Below are 17033 nucleotides of genomic sequence, written 5' to 3'. Positions count from 1 at the left end.
CGAACAGCGGCGGCGGAAAATGTTATCTGCCTGCGGTCGATGGTCAAAACAGATGACAACCCGGCACGCACTGTGCAGGATAAAGGTTTTCAATTTCAGGGAATTCCCCATGAGCGCCAGACCGGTCCCCCTGGAGGGCCGTATTCGACAATACTGGGATGAGCTTTCCCTTCACGAACAACGACTGGCTGAAGTGCTGCTCGCGGCACCCGGTCAGTTGGCGATGAATACCGCTACGGAACTGGCGCAGAGCGCGGGCGTCTCCAAAGCGACCGCCACCCGCTTTTTTCGTCATCTTGGCTATGAGAGCTATGAAGCAGCACGCCGTCAGGCGCGTGAAATGCAGAATAGCGGTTCGCCCCTTTATCTGCACACGGGTTCCAGCGCCTCACCGCTCGATAGTCTGATGCAACAGCACCTGGAAAAAGAGATTGCCAATCTGGTGAATACCTTTCGTTCGCTGGAGGGTGATACCCTGCAGTCATGCGTAGAGGCGATCGCCCAGGCGCGTCGCGTTGTGATACTGGGCTGGCGTCACAGCCAGACCATCGCCGCCCTGATCTATCGCGATCTGCTGCATGTCCATCCCCATGTCTCGCTGCTGCCACGCGCGGGCGACTCGCTGGCCGAGCAGCTTGCCGACCTCGGCCAGCAGGATCTGGCGATCTGTGTCGGTCTGCGTCGTCGTATGCCAGCGCTGGATTCCGCGATGGCGGCGTTAGAGATGCTGGAGGTTCCTATGCTTTATCTGTCCGATGCATTAGCGGGAAAACCTGCGCGCCACGCGCGCTGGACATTGCGCTGCCACACCGACGGAAGTCTGATTTTCGACAGCACGGTGGCACTTTCTGGCGTCTGCAACCTGCTTTGCTCGCTGGTGGCCCGCCATTCAGGCAAGGCCGGTAGCGATCGTCTTGCTGCCATCGAGGTCCTGCACCAGCAACTCGACGAGCTGGAATAATGTGCCACGCTGGCGCATCCCCTTCCCCCTGATGCCCTGAAAAGGTGCGCCGTTGTCCGGCGTACCTGATGCGTCACGCCGCCTTAAGAAACAAAAGAAAAATAAAATACAGAAAAAGAAACATGTGTTTCTCACTGATTTTGTTTGTAAAAGCGCCGGGCTCAGCTGCCTTCTCTGTTACCGGTGCCGCAAAGTGGCACGAAAGCTGCTCGGGTATGGATGACCTTCACCAATACCAGGGGATCACCATAATGAAAAAAATCGCACTCTTTCTCACCGCGCTACTGGCCGTCAGCGCCGCGCAGGCTGATACGCTTTCGGATATTAAAAGCAGCGGCAAAATTACCGTTGGCATCGACCCGACCTTTCCGCCCTATGAATATACCAGTGACAAGGGAGAGGTCACCGGCTACAGCGTCGCCATCATGCAATCCTTCGCTCAGGATCTTGGGGTGAAAGTGGTGTTTCAGAAGACCGCCTTCAGCGGCATTCTGCCCGGTCTGATCTCCGGCTCGTTCGACGCCGAAGGCTCCTCACTCAACGTTACCGCCGAGCGTGCAAAAAAGGTGCTGTTTACCGTCCCCTACAGCAAAACGGTTAACGGCGTGCTGATGCGTAAAAACGACGCGGAGAAATTTAACGGATCGCCGATAGACCCGGCGCGCCTCTCCGGGCTTCGCGGTGCCGTTAAGAGCGCCAGCGTGCCAGAACAGTTGCTGAAAGGCTTTAACGAAGAGCTGAAGAAAGCCGGCAAAGCGCCCATTACGATTATCAGCGTCGATACGCTGGATCAGACCGTCACCACACTGATGACAAAACGCGCCGACTTCGTGCTGGATGATATTGCTGTACTGGCACCCATCGTGAAAAAGCATGCCGATAAAGTCGCCCAGGCTGGGGAAGCAGGGCCTTCTCAGTGGATGGCCTGGGCCACCCGTAAAGAGGATCTTACTCTGAACAAGGCGATCAGCGACCATATTCTGGCGATGCAGCAAAGCGGCAAACTTGGCGCACTGCAAAAGCAGTATCTCGGCACCACCTTTACCGTACCCGCCAGCAATTTTATCCCGCAGGAGTAAGCGATGAGCCCTCTCTCTATCCGGGTACCGGCCGGGCATGGCCGTACCTTTCAGGTTCGTAAAGGTCAGTTGATTACCATTATCGACAGCCAGGGCCAGCAGGCCGCCGATTTTGTGGCGGTGAATGCCGCTAACCATGATGAGAAGCTTTCGCCGGTGCACACCCGCCAGCATCTGCGCTCACTTTTCTTTAAACCCGGGGATGCACTCTGGTCCAGCGAAAACCGCCCGCTGCTGCGCATCGTCGCCGACACCATTGGTATTCATGACGCCAATGTTCCCGCCTGCGATCGCACACGCTTCAGCGTTGATTTCGGCGTAGAAGGCCATCGCAACTGTGTCGACAATCTGCTGGAGGGCATGAAGTCGCACGGCATCACCTATTTCTCATTGCCGGAACCGTTCAATCTGTTTCAAAACGGGCCGGTGACCGCCGACGGTCGTATGGAGGTCACCGATCCGCACAGCAAGGCCGGTGACCAGATCGTCTTCGAGGCGCTGTGCGATCTGATCTGCGCCGTCTCCTCCTGTCCACAGGACATCATTCCCGGCAACGGCCTGCAGGTTACGCCGATCGCCATTGAGATCCACGACGGCCAGCCTGCGGAGGTGAAGCATGCTGTTAATGCGTGAAGGATTTGAGGAAGTGGTGTCGCGTCCTGTTGCCGCCCCACTTAACGTTGCTGCGGGTAGCGTCGGTTCGATTCGGGTGCTGCGCGGCCAGTTACTGCGTATCAGCGCGCTGGCGCCAGGTGCAGTGGCGTCGCTGTTTGGTTTCAGTCTCGCCGATCCGGCGATATGGCTCTCGGTGCACCACACCCGCGTCTTCAGCAACAGCTATCTGCTCGGCTCAGGCATGCGGCTGGTTAACAATCGCCGACGTCCGGTGATGGTGCTGGGCAAAGATAGCGTTAAGCGCCACGACCTGCTGCTTCCCGCCTCAACGCGTGCCTTTCTGGCCTCGCGCGGCTATCAGGGTGAGGGATGTGTTGAGGCGGTTCGCGGCGAACTGTCGCGTCTCGGCATGACGGTGCCGAAACTTCCCGACCCCATCAATCTCTTTATGCATGTCAGGCTCACGCGCGCGGGAGAGATCCTGCCTGAACCCAACCTGACACGCGCGGGCGACGCAATTACCTGCCGCGTCACCATGGATATGCAGTTTATCGTTTCGGCCTGCAATACCGGCATCGAGGGCAACGACCAGCCAGCGCCGCTTCACCTTGCGGTGGCGGAAAACCTGTCCGACTTTAAGCTGGAGTAGCCGGTGATGGGGCTGAATGAACAGATAGTCAGCGCCCTGCCCGAACTGGGATATGGCCTGCTGATGACGCTTTGTCTCACCGTACTGGCAGCGCTGTTCAGCCTGGCGATGGGCCTGTTCGGCTGTTTTCTTCAGTTACGCCGCTTCTGGCTGTGGCGTGGCATCGGCCGCCTCTACGTCAGCCTGATGCGCGGCACCCCGGCCATCGTGCAGCTGTTTGTGGTCTTTTTCACCCTGCCACGCCTTGGCCTTGGCGGACAGCCGATGCTGGCGGCGGTGATCGCCATCGGCCTTAACAGCGGCGCCTACGTGGCGGAAATTCTGCGCGTGAATCAGGACCTGGTCACACGCGGTCAGCGCGAGGCGGCGCGCACGCTGGGCCTGAGCCGATGGCTGACCTGGTGGTACGTGATCAATCCGCAGGTGCTGCAGGCCAGCCTGCCCATGCTGGTGAACGAATTTACCATTCTGCTCAAAACCACGCCGCTGGCGTCGGTGGTGGCGCTCACCGAACTGACCTACGCGGGCCAGATCGTCATCGCTCGTACCTATGAGACAACGCAGGTGCTGCTGCTGGTTGCGGCAGGATATCTTTTAATCGCGCTGCCGCTGATGCGCATTGCGCATCAGCTGGAACGCAAAGGGAGGCGCACATAATGGACTGGCAGGTGATTTTCACGGCGCTGCCGTCACTGGCCGAGGGAATGGCTGCCACGCTGCAGCTCTGCGCCGTCGCTGCGCTTTGCTCATTACTCTGGGGCGGCATCATGGCAATCGGTCTGATGCGTGCGCCAGCCTTCTGGCAACGCTTGCTGCGTTTCTACAGCGCGCTGACGCTGGCTCTGCCGCTGCTGGTGGTGATCTATCTGCTCTATTTCGTGCTGCCGGAGTATGGCGTCACCTTCAGCTCGCCGCAGGTCGGCGTACTGGCGTTAACGCTTTACTACGCCCCCTATATCGCTCAGGTCATACGCAGTGCCATTGCGGCGCTGCCCCGCAGCCAATGGGAGGCGTGCCGCGTGCTGGGACTGAGCCGTACGGAGCAATTACGTGACGTGGTGCTTCCGCAAACGCTGCCGCAAATGCTCTCGCCGCTGATCGGGCTGTTGATCGGTCTGATTAAGGATTCCGCACTGCTCTCCATCGTCTCGGTACAGGAGTTTATGTACGCCGCCAGAGAGGTGATCTCCGCGACCTATGCGCCGCTGGAGATTTACCTCACCGTGGCGGTCTGCTACTGGATACTCAACAGCCTGCTCGACGGGCTGGCACGCCGCCTTGAATTTCGCATGACGCGCTACCGCCGCATCATGCCGCATTAACCAGGAGAATCTTATGTCAGCTGAATATCAGCAGCGCGCGGCGCTGCTTGTCCCGGCGCGTCACGGCCGGGCCGTTTTATTGCATAAAGGCGAAGCCGTACAGGTGATCAATTCGCACGGCACCCAGGTGGTGGATTGCTGGGCTTATAACGCGGCGGATGTGACTGAATATATGTCGATGGAGGCGACACGCGTCTGGAACCAGCGTCTTAACCCCAAAACGGGTGACAGTTTTATTACCAACCAGCGCCATCCTATTCTGACGCTGGTAGAAGATACTTCACCGGGGGTACACGACACCTTTATGGCCGCCTGCGACGCACGCCGCTATGCCCTGCTGGGCTGTACCGAACCGCACCGCAACTGCCATGACAACCTGTTTGAGGCTATGGCAGCACTGGGCGTGAGCCTGCCACACGGTAATCTGGCGTCGTTTAACATTTTTATGAATATTCAGGTGCAGCCAGACGGCATTACGCTGAAAACGCTGCCGGTGGTGACGCGTGCGGGGGATTACATCATTCTTCGCGCCGAGATGGACTGCTATGTCGCCTTTTCGGCCTGCCCACAGGATATTGTCAGCATTCAGGGCGCTGGCGACAACACACCGCGCGATGCGGAGCTACGCATTCTTACCGGTAACTTCCCCACCCCTCAACTGGCGGGACCCTGGGTACCAGCCCGATAGGATGGCGTTACCCGCCGCGAGACGGGTAACGCTTTTATCTAGCCCAGCACCTTGCGGACGCAGGCTTTGAAGATCTGCACGCCAATCTCCAGCGAATTCAGATCAAAGCGCATATCGGGATGATGCAGCCCCGGTGTCAGGTTGGTGCCTAATCCCCAGAAGCCCGCCTTCACGCCGGGACGTTTCACCGGATAGTAAAAAAAGTCCTCACTGCCTGGGGTCGTTCTGTCGGGCAGCAGACCCTCTTCACCCAATACCTCGACAATCGCCGCACGGATCACCGCCGTCGCCTCATCATCAATTTCAGCCGCCGGCATCTCTTTCAATACCCGGACCTCTGCCGTGGCACCGAGCGCCGCAACGCTGTTGACGATAGCGCGTGTAACCTGTTCTTTCAGCAGCTCCATCGGCGCATTTTCCTGCGAGCGCAGATCCCACACCACCCGCGCTTCATCCGGCACCGAGTTGGTGACGCCCGCGTCACACAGGAACCGTGTCGCTTTGACGCTCCAGTTGAGACCCGGCGACAGGTGCAGCGTGTTTACTGCGTTCACCGCCTGTACCGCCGCATCCAGCGCGTTGACGCCGAGATGCGGACGCGCCGCGTGCGCCGGCTGGCCTTTGATGGTGGCTTCCAGCGTGCTGCAGGCCGAGTAAAGCACCGCAGCCACCGCCTGCCCCACCACGCACTCTTCCAGCGGTCGCAGGTGGAATCCCAGAATCATCTCCACGTCATCCAGCGCGCCGCCCTCAACCATCGCCAGTGCGCCCGCGCCCAGCTCCTCCGCAGGCTGGAACAGAATTTTCAGCCGGCCGCATTTCACCGCGCCCTCTTTGAGTAACGCCGCCGCAGCGGTCAGCACCACGGAAGAGTGGCCGTCGTGGCCGCAGGTATGACGCGCGCAGGGCACGCCCTCAATGATATGACCCAGCGCATCCATATCGGCGCGCAGCGCCAGCACCGGACCCGGCACCCCACTGTCGATCTCCGCCACGATGCCGGTGGTGTTGTTGATGTTACGCGTCACCTTCAGGCCCGCCTGCTCCAGCTGGTCGGCGATGTAAGCGGAGGTTTTAACCTCCTGGAATCCCAGTTCCGGGATCTCATGCAGAAAATGGTAATGCTCTAATACCTCAGACACGGCTTCACTCCTGAATAAACAGACGCATAACAAACATCGCGATCAGCGCATTGATGATGCTTACCAGCATCAGCAGCGGCCAGTATTTTTTCGGCACATCGGCCACGCCCAGCAGCCGCCCCATATATTGCAGTTGCGATCCCATCAGAAAGATCGCCGGTGCCAGCACGGTAATATCCGCGCCGGTCAGCAGCCCTTTAGTCAGCAGGCTGACCGCCACGCCGGTGCCCGCCGATGAGGAGAGCCACGCGGTCAGCAGCACGGTAATCGCTTCGCCTGGCAGGCCAAACAGACCCATCACCGGGGCAAAAACCTGTCCCAGCAACGGCATAATACCGAGCAGGTTGAGCACTTCCGCCAGCACATACGCCATCACCACATTGGGCATCAGATTATGAATGGCGATATGAAAGCCTTTACGCGCACCGGTGACAAACACATCAAACGGGTTATGACTGACGCTGACGACTTTATTGGTTTCCATCGCTGAAATCCTTTTTATAAACACTGTTTAACACGAAGCGGGTAATCGCCGCACCGACAAATTTCAGCACCAGCATGAGCATCAGCGGGATAATGATCGGCAGCGTCATTGAGGCAAACAGCGCCGTACCAATAGCAAAATAGTTATTGATTAAACCGGCGCCGGAATATTGCCAGGCGCTCATCACCACCACCTCTTTTTTACCGATCTGTTTCTGGTCATACATCTCTTTGGTTAACGCCGCACCCGCATCGGTGCTTTGCAGATCGGTAATTAACGCCAGCCCGCAACGTCCCGGCAGGCCCATTAAGGGTTTCAGTAATGGCGTCAGCAGCCGGTGCGCTGCGCGAATCGCGCCGTAGTGGGTGAAGATTTCCAGCACGCCCAGCGCCAGCATCACAGTCGGCGTGAGTGACAGCGCAAACAGAAAACCGGCTTTGGCGCTGAGTCCGCCAGCCCCGAGAAAGGTGTTGCTGGCGGGATCTTTCATGGTGCCAAAGTTGCCGCCCAGGGTAGTGAAGTCAAACGCCCCCAGCCATTTCAGCCCATCCACCCGATAAAAGAGCCCCGAGAAAAACAGGATGGCGAAAATCAGCGCCAGATAACTGCTTTTACTGGCGCTGACGGTTTCCGCCTTAACCACACTCTGATTCGACATTATTTCCTCCTGATGTCGCTGACCTGCCGTTTATTCCGCGCTGCGGCAAAGTTCACTATTGGGAACGCTGTTTTAAGCAGGAATTATGCCAGCCCACAGCGAACGTCCCTTATTCATCACTGACTCAGGCATGACAGGCGAATAATCCGCCGCAACGGGCAAGATCTATTTATCTGACCCATACTCACTACGCCGGAATTATTTTCATCACGAAATCAGATTGACGGAAATTAAATCAGTGCCGGACCAGAGTGCACCAGCATGACTCAGCCAGGATGCACTAAAAGGGTGCCGCAGCAGCAGAATGCGGGGTTGATGAAAAATGAGAATCCGTCGCATTCAATTTGTGAAATAATTCTATTTAAATCAATCAGATAAATTGGCCTGTTTTGCGGAAAAGGCTTCACATTGCTAACATGTTTGATGCATAATTCACCGCCTCTCACCTGTTTTTTTAACATATTCTTACAAGGACTCGGCTATGCTGACTGCTGAAATGACTGGGCGTCTGAACGACCAGCTGAACCTGGAATTTTTCTCCGCCAATCTTTATCTGCAAATGAGTGCCTGGTGCAGCGACAAAGGATTCGAAGGCGCCGCCTCGTTCCTGAAAATGCACTCGCGCGAAGAGATGGAACACATGCAGCGCCTGTTCGATTATCTGAGCGATACCGGCGCGATGCCGGTGCTGGGCACCATTGCTGCGCCGCCTGTTTCGTTTACCTCCCTGAACGAAATCCTGCAACAGGCGCTGGAGCATGAGCAGCTGATCACCAGCAAAATCAACGAGCTGGTGCACGCGGCGATGACCTCACAGGATTACCCGACTTTTAATTTCCTGCAGTGGTACGTGGCTGAGCAGCACGAAGAAGAGAAGCTGTTCAAAACCGTGCTGGATAAACTGGCGATGGTGAGCAACAGCGGTAACGGTCTGTTCCTGGTCGATAAAGATCTGGGCCGAATGAGCACCGAAAACCACAGTGCGTAACACTATCGGCCCAGTGCATGGGCCGACCTTTTCCTGCTTCACCGCGATGACAGCCGGTTAGTCCAGCCGGTAAACCTTTGCTGGCTCGCCGTTAACCCACAACGCCCGCGTTTCGTTCGCTGGCAGTATCAGGCTGATTTCTCGCCACGCCGGCTGGTAATCGCCGCGTTTTTCAATCGTCAGCTCGATTCGCGTGGCGCTGCCGCGCAGTGTCCAGTTCAGCCACAGCGCATTTCCCTGCTGCCAGCCATAACTTTCACCGTCATCGTCAAACACCTCTCCGTGCGTCACCGCATCTGCGGGCGCGGGCCATAATTGCCACTGACGTACTCTGTCGCGTTGCGCATCAGTGGTGCTTTCACACTCGCCCAGCGGAATCACCGCCCCGGCACGCACCAGCAACGGCAGACGATCCAGCGGCGCGTCCAGCGTAATCTGCTCACCGCCAGCCAGCCACTGACCGCTGTGCCAGTCATACCAGCCGTGCCCGTTGTGCGGCAGATAGACCTCACGCTGTCGCGCCCCCTGCTCCACTACGCTGGCGACCAGCAGATCGCGCCCCAGCATAAAGTCATCATTTTCCTGCCAGCTGCGCGGATCCTGTTCATGATCGAGAAAGGTCGGACGCAGCATCGGCTCATCCTGGGCGCTGGCCTGCCACGCCAGGGTATAGAGATAAGGCATCAGGCGATAACGTAACCGAATCGCCTCGCGGATCATCGGCGTCACCTCCGGGTACATCCAGGGCTCATTCACCGTGTGATCGTCATTCCATGAGTGAATGGTAAAACGCGGATGCATCACGCCGTTCTGCACCCAGCGCACAAACAGCTCGGCATCGGGCTTGTCGCCGGAAAAACCGCCGACGTCATGGCCGACGTTATAGAGTCCGGAGAGGCTCATCCCCAGCCCCATGCGGATGTTGTAGCGCAGGGTTTGCCAGCTGGTCCGGTTGTCGCCGCTCCAGGTCTGGACATAGCGCTGCATCCCGGCACAGCCGGAACGCGAGATCAGGTAAGGCCGCTTGTCGGGCGCGAACTGCTGCTGGGCTTCCATTGAGGCGCGCATCATCAGTAACGGCATCACCGGCCGGATATGCTTGATAGCAATCGGCTGACCGAAACCGTGACAGCGCGCTTCGCCATCCCATACCTCATACTCATTGTTATCGTTCCAGGTGGCATCAATGCCCTTTTCCAGCAACTGTCGGGTGACATTTTCCTGCCACCAGCTCACCGCCTGCGGATGGGTAAAGTCGAGATGCGATCCTTCATCGTCCCAGAACACCGAGCGTTCGGGACGGTCCTGCTCGGAATCGCGAATAAACAGCCCCTGAGCCGCCACTTCCTGATAGCGCGGATGATCCTGTAGCAAACAGGGTTTGATGTTGGCCGCCAGCTTCATGCCGGCGCGATGAAACGCGTCGCTCAGCGCGTTGGGATCCGGCACTTTGTCGTAGTTCCAGTTGAAGACGTAGCGCTTATTGTTAATCGAGGTATAGCCCGACGACAGCTGGAACGAGTCGCAGGGGATTTCATGCTCGCGGCACAGGCGAATAAACGATTGCAGCTGCTGTTGCGCGTCAGGCGCGTCGGTGTAGTGCATGGTCGAGCCGCTGTAGCCGAGGCTCCATTTTGGCTGAAACAGGGTGCGGCCGGTCAGGCGCACAAAGGCTTTAGTGACCTCAAGCAGCGTCGGTCCCAGCATCATGTAGTAATCGAGATCGCCTGCCTCGGCGCGATAGCGGCGATAAGGCAGATGGTAGTTATCCAGCTCGTTACCGAGATCGAGCCAGCTGCTGCTGAGGTTGTCATAGAAGAGGCCAAAACTGACGCCATCACGCTGCGTCAGGGTAAACGGGATATGTTTATAGAGCGGGTCGGTGCTGGCGGCGTTATAGCCCATGGCGTCCAGATTACGCATCTCAAAGCGACGGTTAGCGCGATTCAGATCGCCGCTCTTTTCTCCCAGGCCATAGACCCGATCCTGCGGCTGGCGGCGCTGGTAGTGTTCCACGCCGTCGCCGTGGACGTTGAGCAGATAAGCGCCGGTATGGCGATCGGCGGCCAGCGGTTGCCACTCTGCACCGTCAAACTGTTCCCAGCTCAGGCAGAGCGGCTGATGCACCGTAACCCGCAGCTGACCGGTGCTGATCTGCACCTGTTGTGCATCGTGCTGCACAGTAAAATCGGGCAGCGCAAAACCGTCCAGCGCTTCGCGATCCCGCCCCTGCCACGGCACATCCTGACCGGGCGCGATGCTCCAGGTGCGATTCAGCGCCAGCTCACCGTCGCGCTTCAGCAGCACCCGCATCAGCCCCGCTTCCAGCACATAGAGGCGCAGAAAATGACGATCTTCTACCTTCAGCTCAACGAAATGCGCAGCCTGCTGATGCAGTGTCCAGTTCTTCAGAGTTTTCATCGGATATCCTTAATGGTTTACCGGGCGCTGGCGGCGTTCGGCGATCAACATCACCAGAAAAACCGCGCCAATCAGGTCAAAAAAGCCCATTGCCACAAACAGCGGATTGAAGCCGATGGTATCGGCGGTGACACCGATAATCAGCGAGAAAATAAAGCTGGCGATCCACGCGCAGGATCCGCGCATACCGTTAACCGTGGCCATCTGGCGGCGATCAAACCGCTCGACCACCAGCGCGCTCAGCATGCAGGAGATCACCTGGTGGCCGAAGCCGCCGACTGAGATCAGCGCAATCGCCAGCCAGGGATCGTCAACCAGCGTCATCAGCGCCAGCGAGACCATCAGCAGCGCGCCGGTAACGGAGCTGGCGACGATGGAATTGACCCGGGTCAGGCCGAACCAGCGCACATATATTTTGGTCAGATAGCCGCTGGCGACGCTGCCGAGATCGGCGGCGAGGAACGGCAGCCAGGCGAACATCACAATCTGCTTGAGATCCATGCCGCGTTCGTTCGCCAGATAGAGCGGCACCCAGAAGCTCAGCACCGCCCAGGCCGGTTCCGCCAGAAAGGCCGGAATGGCGATGCCGTAAAATTTCTTCTCTTTACCGATCACTTTTAACGCGGTAAAGAACGGCAGCTTCTCGCCGATCGCTTCGTTGTCCTGATTAATAAAGGCGCGCTCTTCATCGGAAAGACGTGGATGGCGGTCCGGTGCGTGATAGCCCCACCACCACAGCCCGACCCACAGCAGGCCGAGCCCGCCGGTCAGCAGAAAACGCGCCCTGCCAGCCAAAGGAGATGTGGGCGACATAGATGATGGGCGGTGCCAGCATCGCGCCGACCGAGAAGCCGACGCCTGCCCAGCCCGCTGCCACCGGCCGCTCTTTTTTCGGGAACCAGTCGCCAATCGCTTTGGCGTTAGCCGGTGTCGCGGCCGCTTCCGACGCGCCCATCACGAAACGCAGCAGCGCCAGATGCAGCCAGCTGCCCGCGCCCGCATGCAGCAGGCAGGTTACCGACCAGATCAGCGCACAAATCAGAAAGCCCATCTTCAGGCCGATCACATCGATCAGCCAGCCACAGATCGGCTGAAACAGGGTATAGGCCAGCTGAAACCCCGCCACCACCCACGAGTACTGTTCGGTACTCATGTTGAGGCTGTTTTTCAGCTCCGGCGCCAGAATGCCAAGCGAGTTGCGGGTGATGTAGTTCACCGTCACCCCCAGCAGAAACATCCCCAGCATCCACCAGCGTAAATTTTTAATCACGCGAACCGTGCGCGAAGCGCTGATCGGCTTGGTTGTTGATTCGAGGCTCATAGTGCCACTCCTGATATGCGTTGATGACTCACACCGCCGGCAGGCGTACCGCGTGTCTGTGCAACGACGTTAGAAAAGTGTGAAACGTGGGTACAGCCTCTTTTTTGCAAGCTTTTTCATGACAGGCTAACGCCAGCATAAATAGCGTGGTCAATCGCTTATCTGACGCGATTCAGCACCTTATGAAAAATTTTTCATCAGCAGATTTGAAGGCGATCACAGAATGAAACAAAGGCTGAAAGTGAGTGAAATTGCGGCGCTGAGCGGGGTCTCGATCAGTACCGTCTCGCGGGTGCTGGCGGGAAAAGCCAATACCCTTCCCGCCACGCGCGACAAGGTGCTGGCGATTGCCCGGCAGCAGGGCGTGCTGAATAACCTGCACAGCGGTCGCCTGCTGCTGAATAACCTGATGGTGTTTGCGCCGCCGCGCGCCTTTGATGTGCGCAGTGACATCTTCTACTACAAGGTGATTCAGGGCATCAGTCAGGCGGTGGAGCCGCACGAGGTCAGGCTGCGCTACTGCGCGCTGGAGGAGATCGAGAGTGATGCGGCGCTGTTTATCGATAAGATGCAGCAGACCGAGGCGGCGCTGCTGATCGGCATTGACGACGAGCATATTCACCAGCTGGCGGCAGAGATGAACAAGCCCTGCGTGCTGATTAACGCCCGCGATCGCCGGATGCGTTTACCGTCGGTGTCGCCACATCATCAGCTGATTGGCGAATTTTCGGCGCGCTACCTGTTTGAGCAGGGACACCGGCAGATCCTGTCGCTGCATTGCCTGCGCCGTTACACCATGGAGCAGCGGTTACAGGGCGTACGTGACGCCTGGCACGCAATGAATCTGCGTTTCGACAGCCGTCAGCATCTGCTGACCCTTAACAGCTTCAGCAGCAATGAAGCGGCGGAACGGTTAGGTGACTACCTGCGCCACTGTCCTGACGCGCTACGCCCGACGGCGATTCTGGCCAGTGGCGACTATATCGCAGCCGGAGCCGTCAGCGCGCTGGAGCAGGCCGGACTGCGGGTGCCGCAGGATATTTCGGTGATGAGCATGGATGGGTTTAACCTGGCCGCCATCCACGATATTCCGCTGACCTCGGTGCAGGTGCCACGCGATGAACTGGGTGCGGCGGCGGTGAGGATGCTGCAGGAGCTGCGGCTGCATCCCGGCGCACCGCCCGGCACGCTGCTGCTGAATGGCAAACTGGTGGTACGCGATTCGGTGCGCCGCATCCGCGATAATCTCAGCCATGCGCCGGTGCAGCAGCATGGCCTGTATGATTAACCCAGCGTTTTCAGCCGCAGCTCTGAGGGCTGCGGACGACCGAACAGAAAGCCCTGGAACAGCGTACAGCCTTCATCCCGCAACTTAGCGAACTGTTCGTTGCTCTCCACGCCCTCGGCGGTGATCTGAATATCCAGGCTGCGGCTCATGCCGGTAATCGCCCGGATAATCGCCAGCGCCTCGCGGCTGTCACCCATGTCGTTAATAAATGACTTATCGATTTTGATCTTATCGAACGGGAAGGAGCGCAGATAACTGAGTGATGAATAGCCGGTGCCGAAATCATCCAGCGCAATCTGTACCCCCAGCGCTTTCAGGTTTTGCAGCGTACGGATATTGCCGAGCGAATCATCCAGTAGCACTGATTCAGTGATCTCCACCTCCAGCCGGGCCGGGTCGAGCCCCGATTCCGTCAGCGCACCTTCCACCACCGAGACCAGCGAACTGTTTTTGAACTGCAGCGGTGACAGGTTAACCGACACCGACTGCACCCCTTCCCAGCTTGCCGCTTCGCGACAGGCTTCATACAGGGCAAACGCCCCCAGCATATGGATCAGCCCGGTCTCTTCGGCGATCGGGATAAAGTCATTCGGCATGATCAACCCGCGGATCGGATGATGCCAGCGCATCAGCGCTTCGTAACCCAGGATGGTTTTATGGTCACCGTTGGTGATCGGCTGATAGTAGAGACGCAGATGCCCGCCGCTGATCGCGTCGCGCAGATCGTTCTCGATCACGCGCCGGCTGCGCGCCACATCATCCATCGCCAGAGTGAAATGCTCAAAGCGGTTACGACCATTGCGTTTGGCTTCATACAGTGCCATGTCGGCACAGCGCAGCAGCTGTTCCGGGGTATTGGTGACGGTGGTGCTGAGCGCGATGCCCACGCTCAGCCCGACCGACAGGTTATGGCCCTCAATATTCACCGGCGGCCGAATCGCTTCGATCAAACGCTGCGCCACAATACTGGCTTCATCGCTGTTCGCCACCGACGGCAGCACAATGGCGAACTCATCACCGCCAATGCGCGCCAGCGTGTCCTGATCGCGCAGGGTACTGCGCAGACGCTTCGCCACCGAGCGCAACAGCTCATCCCCAATCTGGTGGCCCAGCGCGTCATTAACGTTCTTGAAGTTATCGAGATCGAGACAAAGCGCGGCCGTCTGACGCTCAGTCTGGCTGGCGGTGCGCAACGCCTCACTCAGGCGCTGGCGGAACAGAATGCGGTTTGGCAGGCTGGTGAGGTTGTCATGGTGCGCCATATGGTGAATACGGGCATCGGCGGCACGCTGATCGGTGACATCTTCCACAATCAGCATCAGGTAGTTACGCCGCGCATCCTGGCCATTGATGGCGGTGGCGCGGGTATGCAGAATCCGTTCGCCACTGGCGGTCATCAGCAGTTGCTCACGCTCATGAATACCTTCACTACGCAGCGCCACATCGGCGAGATTATTGAAATAGTCGCTCAGCTCAGGCGACATACATTCATGTGGCCGCTTGTTCACAATCAGCGATTTCGACAGGCCAAACAGCTGCTGCGAACGATCGTTGACCAGCAGGATTTCGCGGGTGATCGCATCTTCCACGATCACACAGGAGGGGATATTGGCGATGATGTTATCGAGAAACTTCGACAGCGCGGTCTTCTGCGCACTCTGGGCTTCAGCCAGATCCCGGGCGCGCAGCACCTGCTGCTCCTGCTCACGCCGCTCGGTGCGATCGCGGGTGATTTTGGCAAACCCCATCAGCTTGCCGTCATCATCGTGGATCGCATCGATCACCACGTGCGCCCAGAATGCGCTGCCATCTTTGCGGTAACGCCAGCCTTCATCCTCAAAGCGGCCGGTCTTCAGGCGATGCCGAGGTTAGCTTCCGGGGTGCGATTCAGTCGTTCCTGGGCGCTGTAAAACAGCGAGAAATGCTGACCCACGATCTCATCCGTCTTGTAGCCTTTGGCGCGCTGGGCGCCGGCATTCCAGTTCACCACCCGCCCTTCAATATCCAGCATGTAGATGGCGTAATCGGTGACACCTTCGACCAGCAGGCGAAAACGCTGTTCATGTTCACGCTGCAGATTGCGGATGCGCTGCTGTTCACTGCAGTCGCGAGTGATTTTGGCATAGCCGATCAGTTTGCCCTGATCGTCACGGATCGCATCGATCACCACGTGCGCCCAGAACGCGCTGCCATCTTTGCGGTAGCGCCAGCCCTCATCTTCGAAGCGGCCGGTGCGCCAGGCGGTTTGCAGATTTTGCGCTGGCAGATGATTAAGGCGATCCTGCGCACTGTAGAAGCGTGAGAAATGCTGACCGACAATCTCTTCGGCGACATAGCCTTTGGCGCGCTGGGCGCCGGCATTCCAGTTCACCACGTTGCCGTCGTGATCGAGCATATAGATGGCGTAATCGGTGACGCCCTCCACCAGCAGGCGGAAGCGCGCCTCCTGCTCACGTTCTTTACGTTGCTGCTCCTGCTGCTGAGTACAGTCATGGATGATGTGGGCGAATCCCACCAGCAGGCCGGTATCGCTGCGCATCGGGTTAATCACCTCATGCGCCCAGAATGCACTGCCATCTTTGCGGTAGCGCCAGCCTTCAGTTTCGTAGTGTCCGGCGGTAGCGGCGATATCCAGACCACGCTGCGGCAGGGCCCGGCGGCGATCCTCTTCGCTGTAGAACAGGGCGAAGCTGCGGCCGATAATTTCGTCTGGGGCATAGCCTATCGTGCGTTCGGCTCCCTGATTCCAGCTGGCGACGGCACCCTCCGGTTTTAGCATAGTGATGGCGTAATCAATCACGCTTTGTACCAGCATGCGATACAAGACATCAGAGTTATTATCCATTGTTATTAGCCTGCTGCTCTGTAGCCGGGTGATGGCTTAGGAATATTCTTAATAGCGTGCGCAGACTACAGCTGAAAAGGGCTGAGATCACAAGCGCAATAAGAAGATTAACCAATGTTAGTAGTGGATTTATCGGCAGCGGCGAGAAAATGTTCAATCACAACGGCGCGCCAGCCCGCAGCCAGACGCAGCGCGTCAGGCGACACTTTCCCAGCGCGAGGAGAGAGGATAGTGATGTTGCCAGCAGAGCATTGCCGGGCTTTGGTCGATCAGCTGCCGGCACTGTTCCGGTGCGACAAACGCCGGGATCACCTGTTGTGCCGCCGTCTGCCTGATCAGCCTCAGCTGATCGTCAAGCGGTGGATGGACGTTCCACGGCAGCCAGCGGGCAGCACCCGTTTGCAGCATCTCAGCCGCGCGGGTACCGGCGGCGACGTGACTGCTGAAGATCAGGCGGAAGTCGGGCAGATGGCTGAGCTGTGCTGCCAGCCCACTGTCAGCCACCGCATCCGCTGCGACGATCACCGCATCCGGTTGCCAGCACGCTGGCGTGGCGATGCGCAGCAGGCTGG

General features: G+C 58.3%; 13 protein-coding genes and 3 pseudogenes. 9 read left to right on the top strand and 7 right to left on the bottom strand.

Annotation, left to right across the window (positions count from 1 at the left end; genetic code table 11):
- Window positions 1-109 precede the first annotated feature (109 nt).
- From HA41_RS13990 to HA41_RS13960, 7 genes are all read left to right on the top strand, one after another.
- On the top strand, window positions 110-961 hold the full coding sequence (locus HA41_RS13990) for a MurR/RpiR family transcriptional regulator (RefSeq protein ID WP_094121284.1): 852 nt from the start codon (window positions 110-112) through the stop codon (window positions 959-961).
- 251 nt (window positions 962-1212) lie between these two features.
- Window positions 1213-2040 carry a transporter substrate-binding domain-containing protein gene (locus HA41_RS13985; RefSeq protein WP_094121300.1) on the top strand — a complete coding sequence of 276 codons (828 nt, stop codon included), beginning with the start codon at window positions 1213-1215 and terminating at the stop codon, window positions 2038-2040.
- A gap of 3 nt (window positions 2041-2043) precedes the next feature.
- The gene (locus tag HA41_RS13980) at window positions 2044-2673 is read left to right on the top strand and encodes a DUF1989 domain-containing protein (protein ID WP_094121283.1); all 630 of its coding nucleotides are present in this window, start codon (window positions 2044-2046) and stop codon (window positions 2671-2673) included.
- On the top strand, window positions 2657-3304 hold the full coding sequence (locus HA41_RS13975) for an urea carboxylase-associated family protein (RefSeq protein WP_094121282.1): 648 nt from the start codon (window positions 2657-2659) through the stop codon (window positions 3302-3304). The genes HA41_RS13980 and HA41_RS13975 overlap by 17 nt, the downstream gene beginning before the upstream one ends.
- Before the next feature lie 6 nt (window positions 3305-3310).
- Window positions 3311-3961: an amino acid ABC transporter permease gene (locus HA41_RS13970; protein WP_094121281.1), complete on the top strand. Its 651-nt coding sequence runs from the start codon at window positions 3311-3313 to the stop codon at window positions 3959-3961.
- Window positions 3961-4626: an amino acid ABC transporter permease gene (locus HA41_RS13965; RefSeq protein ID WP_094121280.1), complete on the top strand. Its 666-nt coding sequence runs from the start codon at window positions 3961-3963 to the stop codon at window positions 4624-4626. The genes HA41_RS13970 and HA41_RS13965 overlap by 1 nt, the downstream gene beginning before the upstream one ends.
- Window positions 4627-4639: 13 nt before the next feature.
- Complete coding sequence (locus HA41_RS13960) at window positions 4640-5314, top strand: DUF1989 domain-containing protein (protein ID WP_094121279.1); 675 nt, start codon at window positions 4640-4642, stop codon at window positions 5312-5314.
- Between the two features lie 38 nt (window positions 5315-5352).
- On the opposite strand, the gene HA41_RS13955 is transcribed toward HA41_RS13960, so the two are convergent.
- Genes HA41_RS13955 through HA41_RS13945 form a run of 3 tightly spaced genes read right to left on the bottom strand, consistent with a single transcriptional unit; the run spans window position 5353 to window position 7598 of the window.
- On the bottom strand, window positions 5353-6456 hold the full coding sequence (locus HA41_RS13955; protein ID WP_094121278.1) for a M20 peptidase aminoacylase family protein: 1104 nt from the start codon (window positions 6454-6456) through the stop codon (window positions 5353-5355).
- Window positions 6457-6460: 4 nt separating this feature from the next.
- Complete coding sequence (locus HA41_RS13950; protein ID WP_094121277.1) at window positions 6461-6940, bottom strand: YjiG family protein; 480 nt, start codon at window positions 6938-6940, stop codon at window positions 6461-6463.
- Window positions 6927-7598, bottom strand: a complete 672-nt coding sequence (locus tag HA41_RS13945; protein ID WP_094121276.1) for a nucleoside recognition domain-containing protein — start codon at window positions 7596-7598, stop codon at window positions 6927-6929. Before HA41_RS13945 ends, HA41_RS13950 begins: the two co-directional genes overlap by 14 nt.
- 481 nt (window positions 7599-8079) lie before the next feature.
- Here HA41_RS13945 and ftnA point away from each other — a divergent pair, with 481 nt between their 5' ends.
- Window positions 8080-8586: a non-heme ferritin gene (gene ftnA / locus HA41_RS13940; RefSeq protein ID WP_094121275.1), complete on the top strand. Its 507-nt coding sequence runs from the start codon at window positions 8080-8082 to the stop codon at window positions 8584-8586.
- Window positions 8587-8643: 57 nt separating this feature from the next.
- Here the strand turns inward: ftnA and HA41_RS13935 are convergent, their stop codons facing one another.
- Together HA41_RS13935 and HA41_RS13930 are read right to left on the bottom strand one after the other, a co-directional pair.
- Entirely contained in the window at window positions 8644-11007 is a 2364-nt protein-coding gene (locus HA41_RS13935; RefSeq protein ID WP_094121274.1) for a glycoside hydrolase family 31 protein, read from the bottom strand.
- Window positions 11008-11016: 9 nt separating this feature from the next.
- Window positions 11017-12328, bottom strand: a pseudogene (locus tag HA41_RS13930) (MFS transporter).
- 223 nt (window positions 12329-12551) lie between these two features.
- Here HA41_RS13930 and HA41_RS13920 point away from each other — a divergent pair.
- Window positions 12552-13616, top strand: a complete 1065-nt coding sequence (locus HA41_RS13920) for a LacI family DNA-binding transcriptional regulator (RefSeq protein ID WP_094121273.1) — start codon at window positions 12552-12554, stop codon at window positions 13614-13616.
- Here the strand turns inward: HA41_RS13920 and HA41_RS13915 are convergent.
- Together HA41_RS13915 and HA41_RS13910 are read right to left on the bottom strand one after the other, a co-directional pair.
- Window positions 13613-16461 (bottom strand): annotated as a pseudogene (locus tag HA41_RS13915) (sensor domain-containing protein). The gene HA41_RS13920 and the pseudogene HA41_RS13915 sit on opposite strands and share 4 nt — an antisense overlap.
- Before the next feature lie 195 nt (window positions 16462-16656).
- A pseudogene (locus HA41_RS13910) lies at window positions 16657-17033 on the bottom strand (MBL fold metallo-hydrolase); the annotation flags it as partial.

The organism is Pantoea conspicua (assembly GCF_002095315.1).
Lineage (GTDB): Bacteria > Pseudomonadota > Gammaproteobacteria > Enterobacterales > Enterobacteriaceae > Pantoea > Pantoea conspicua.
Note: the sequence above shows the minus strand (reverse complement) of the source record. Positions and strands in the feature narration are given on the sequence as shown.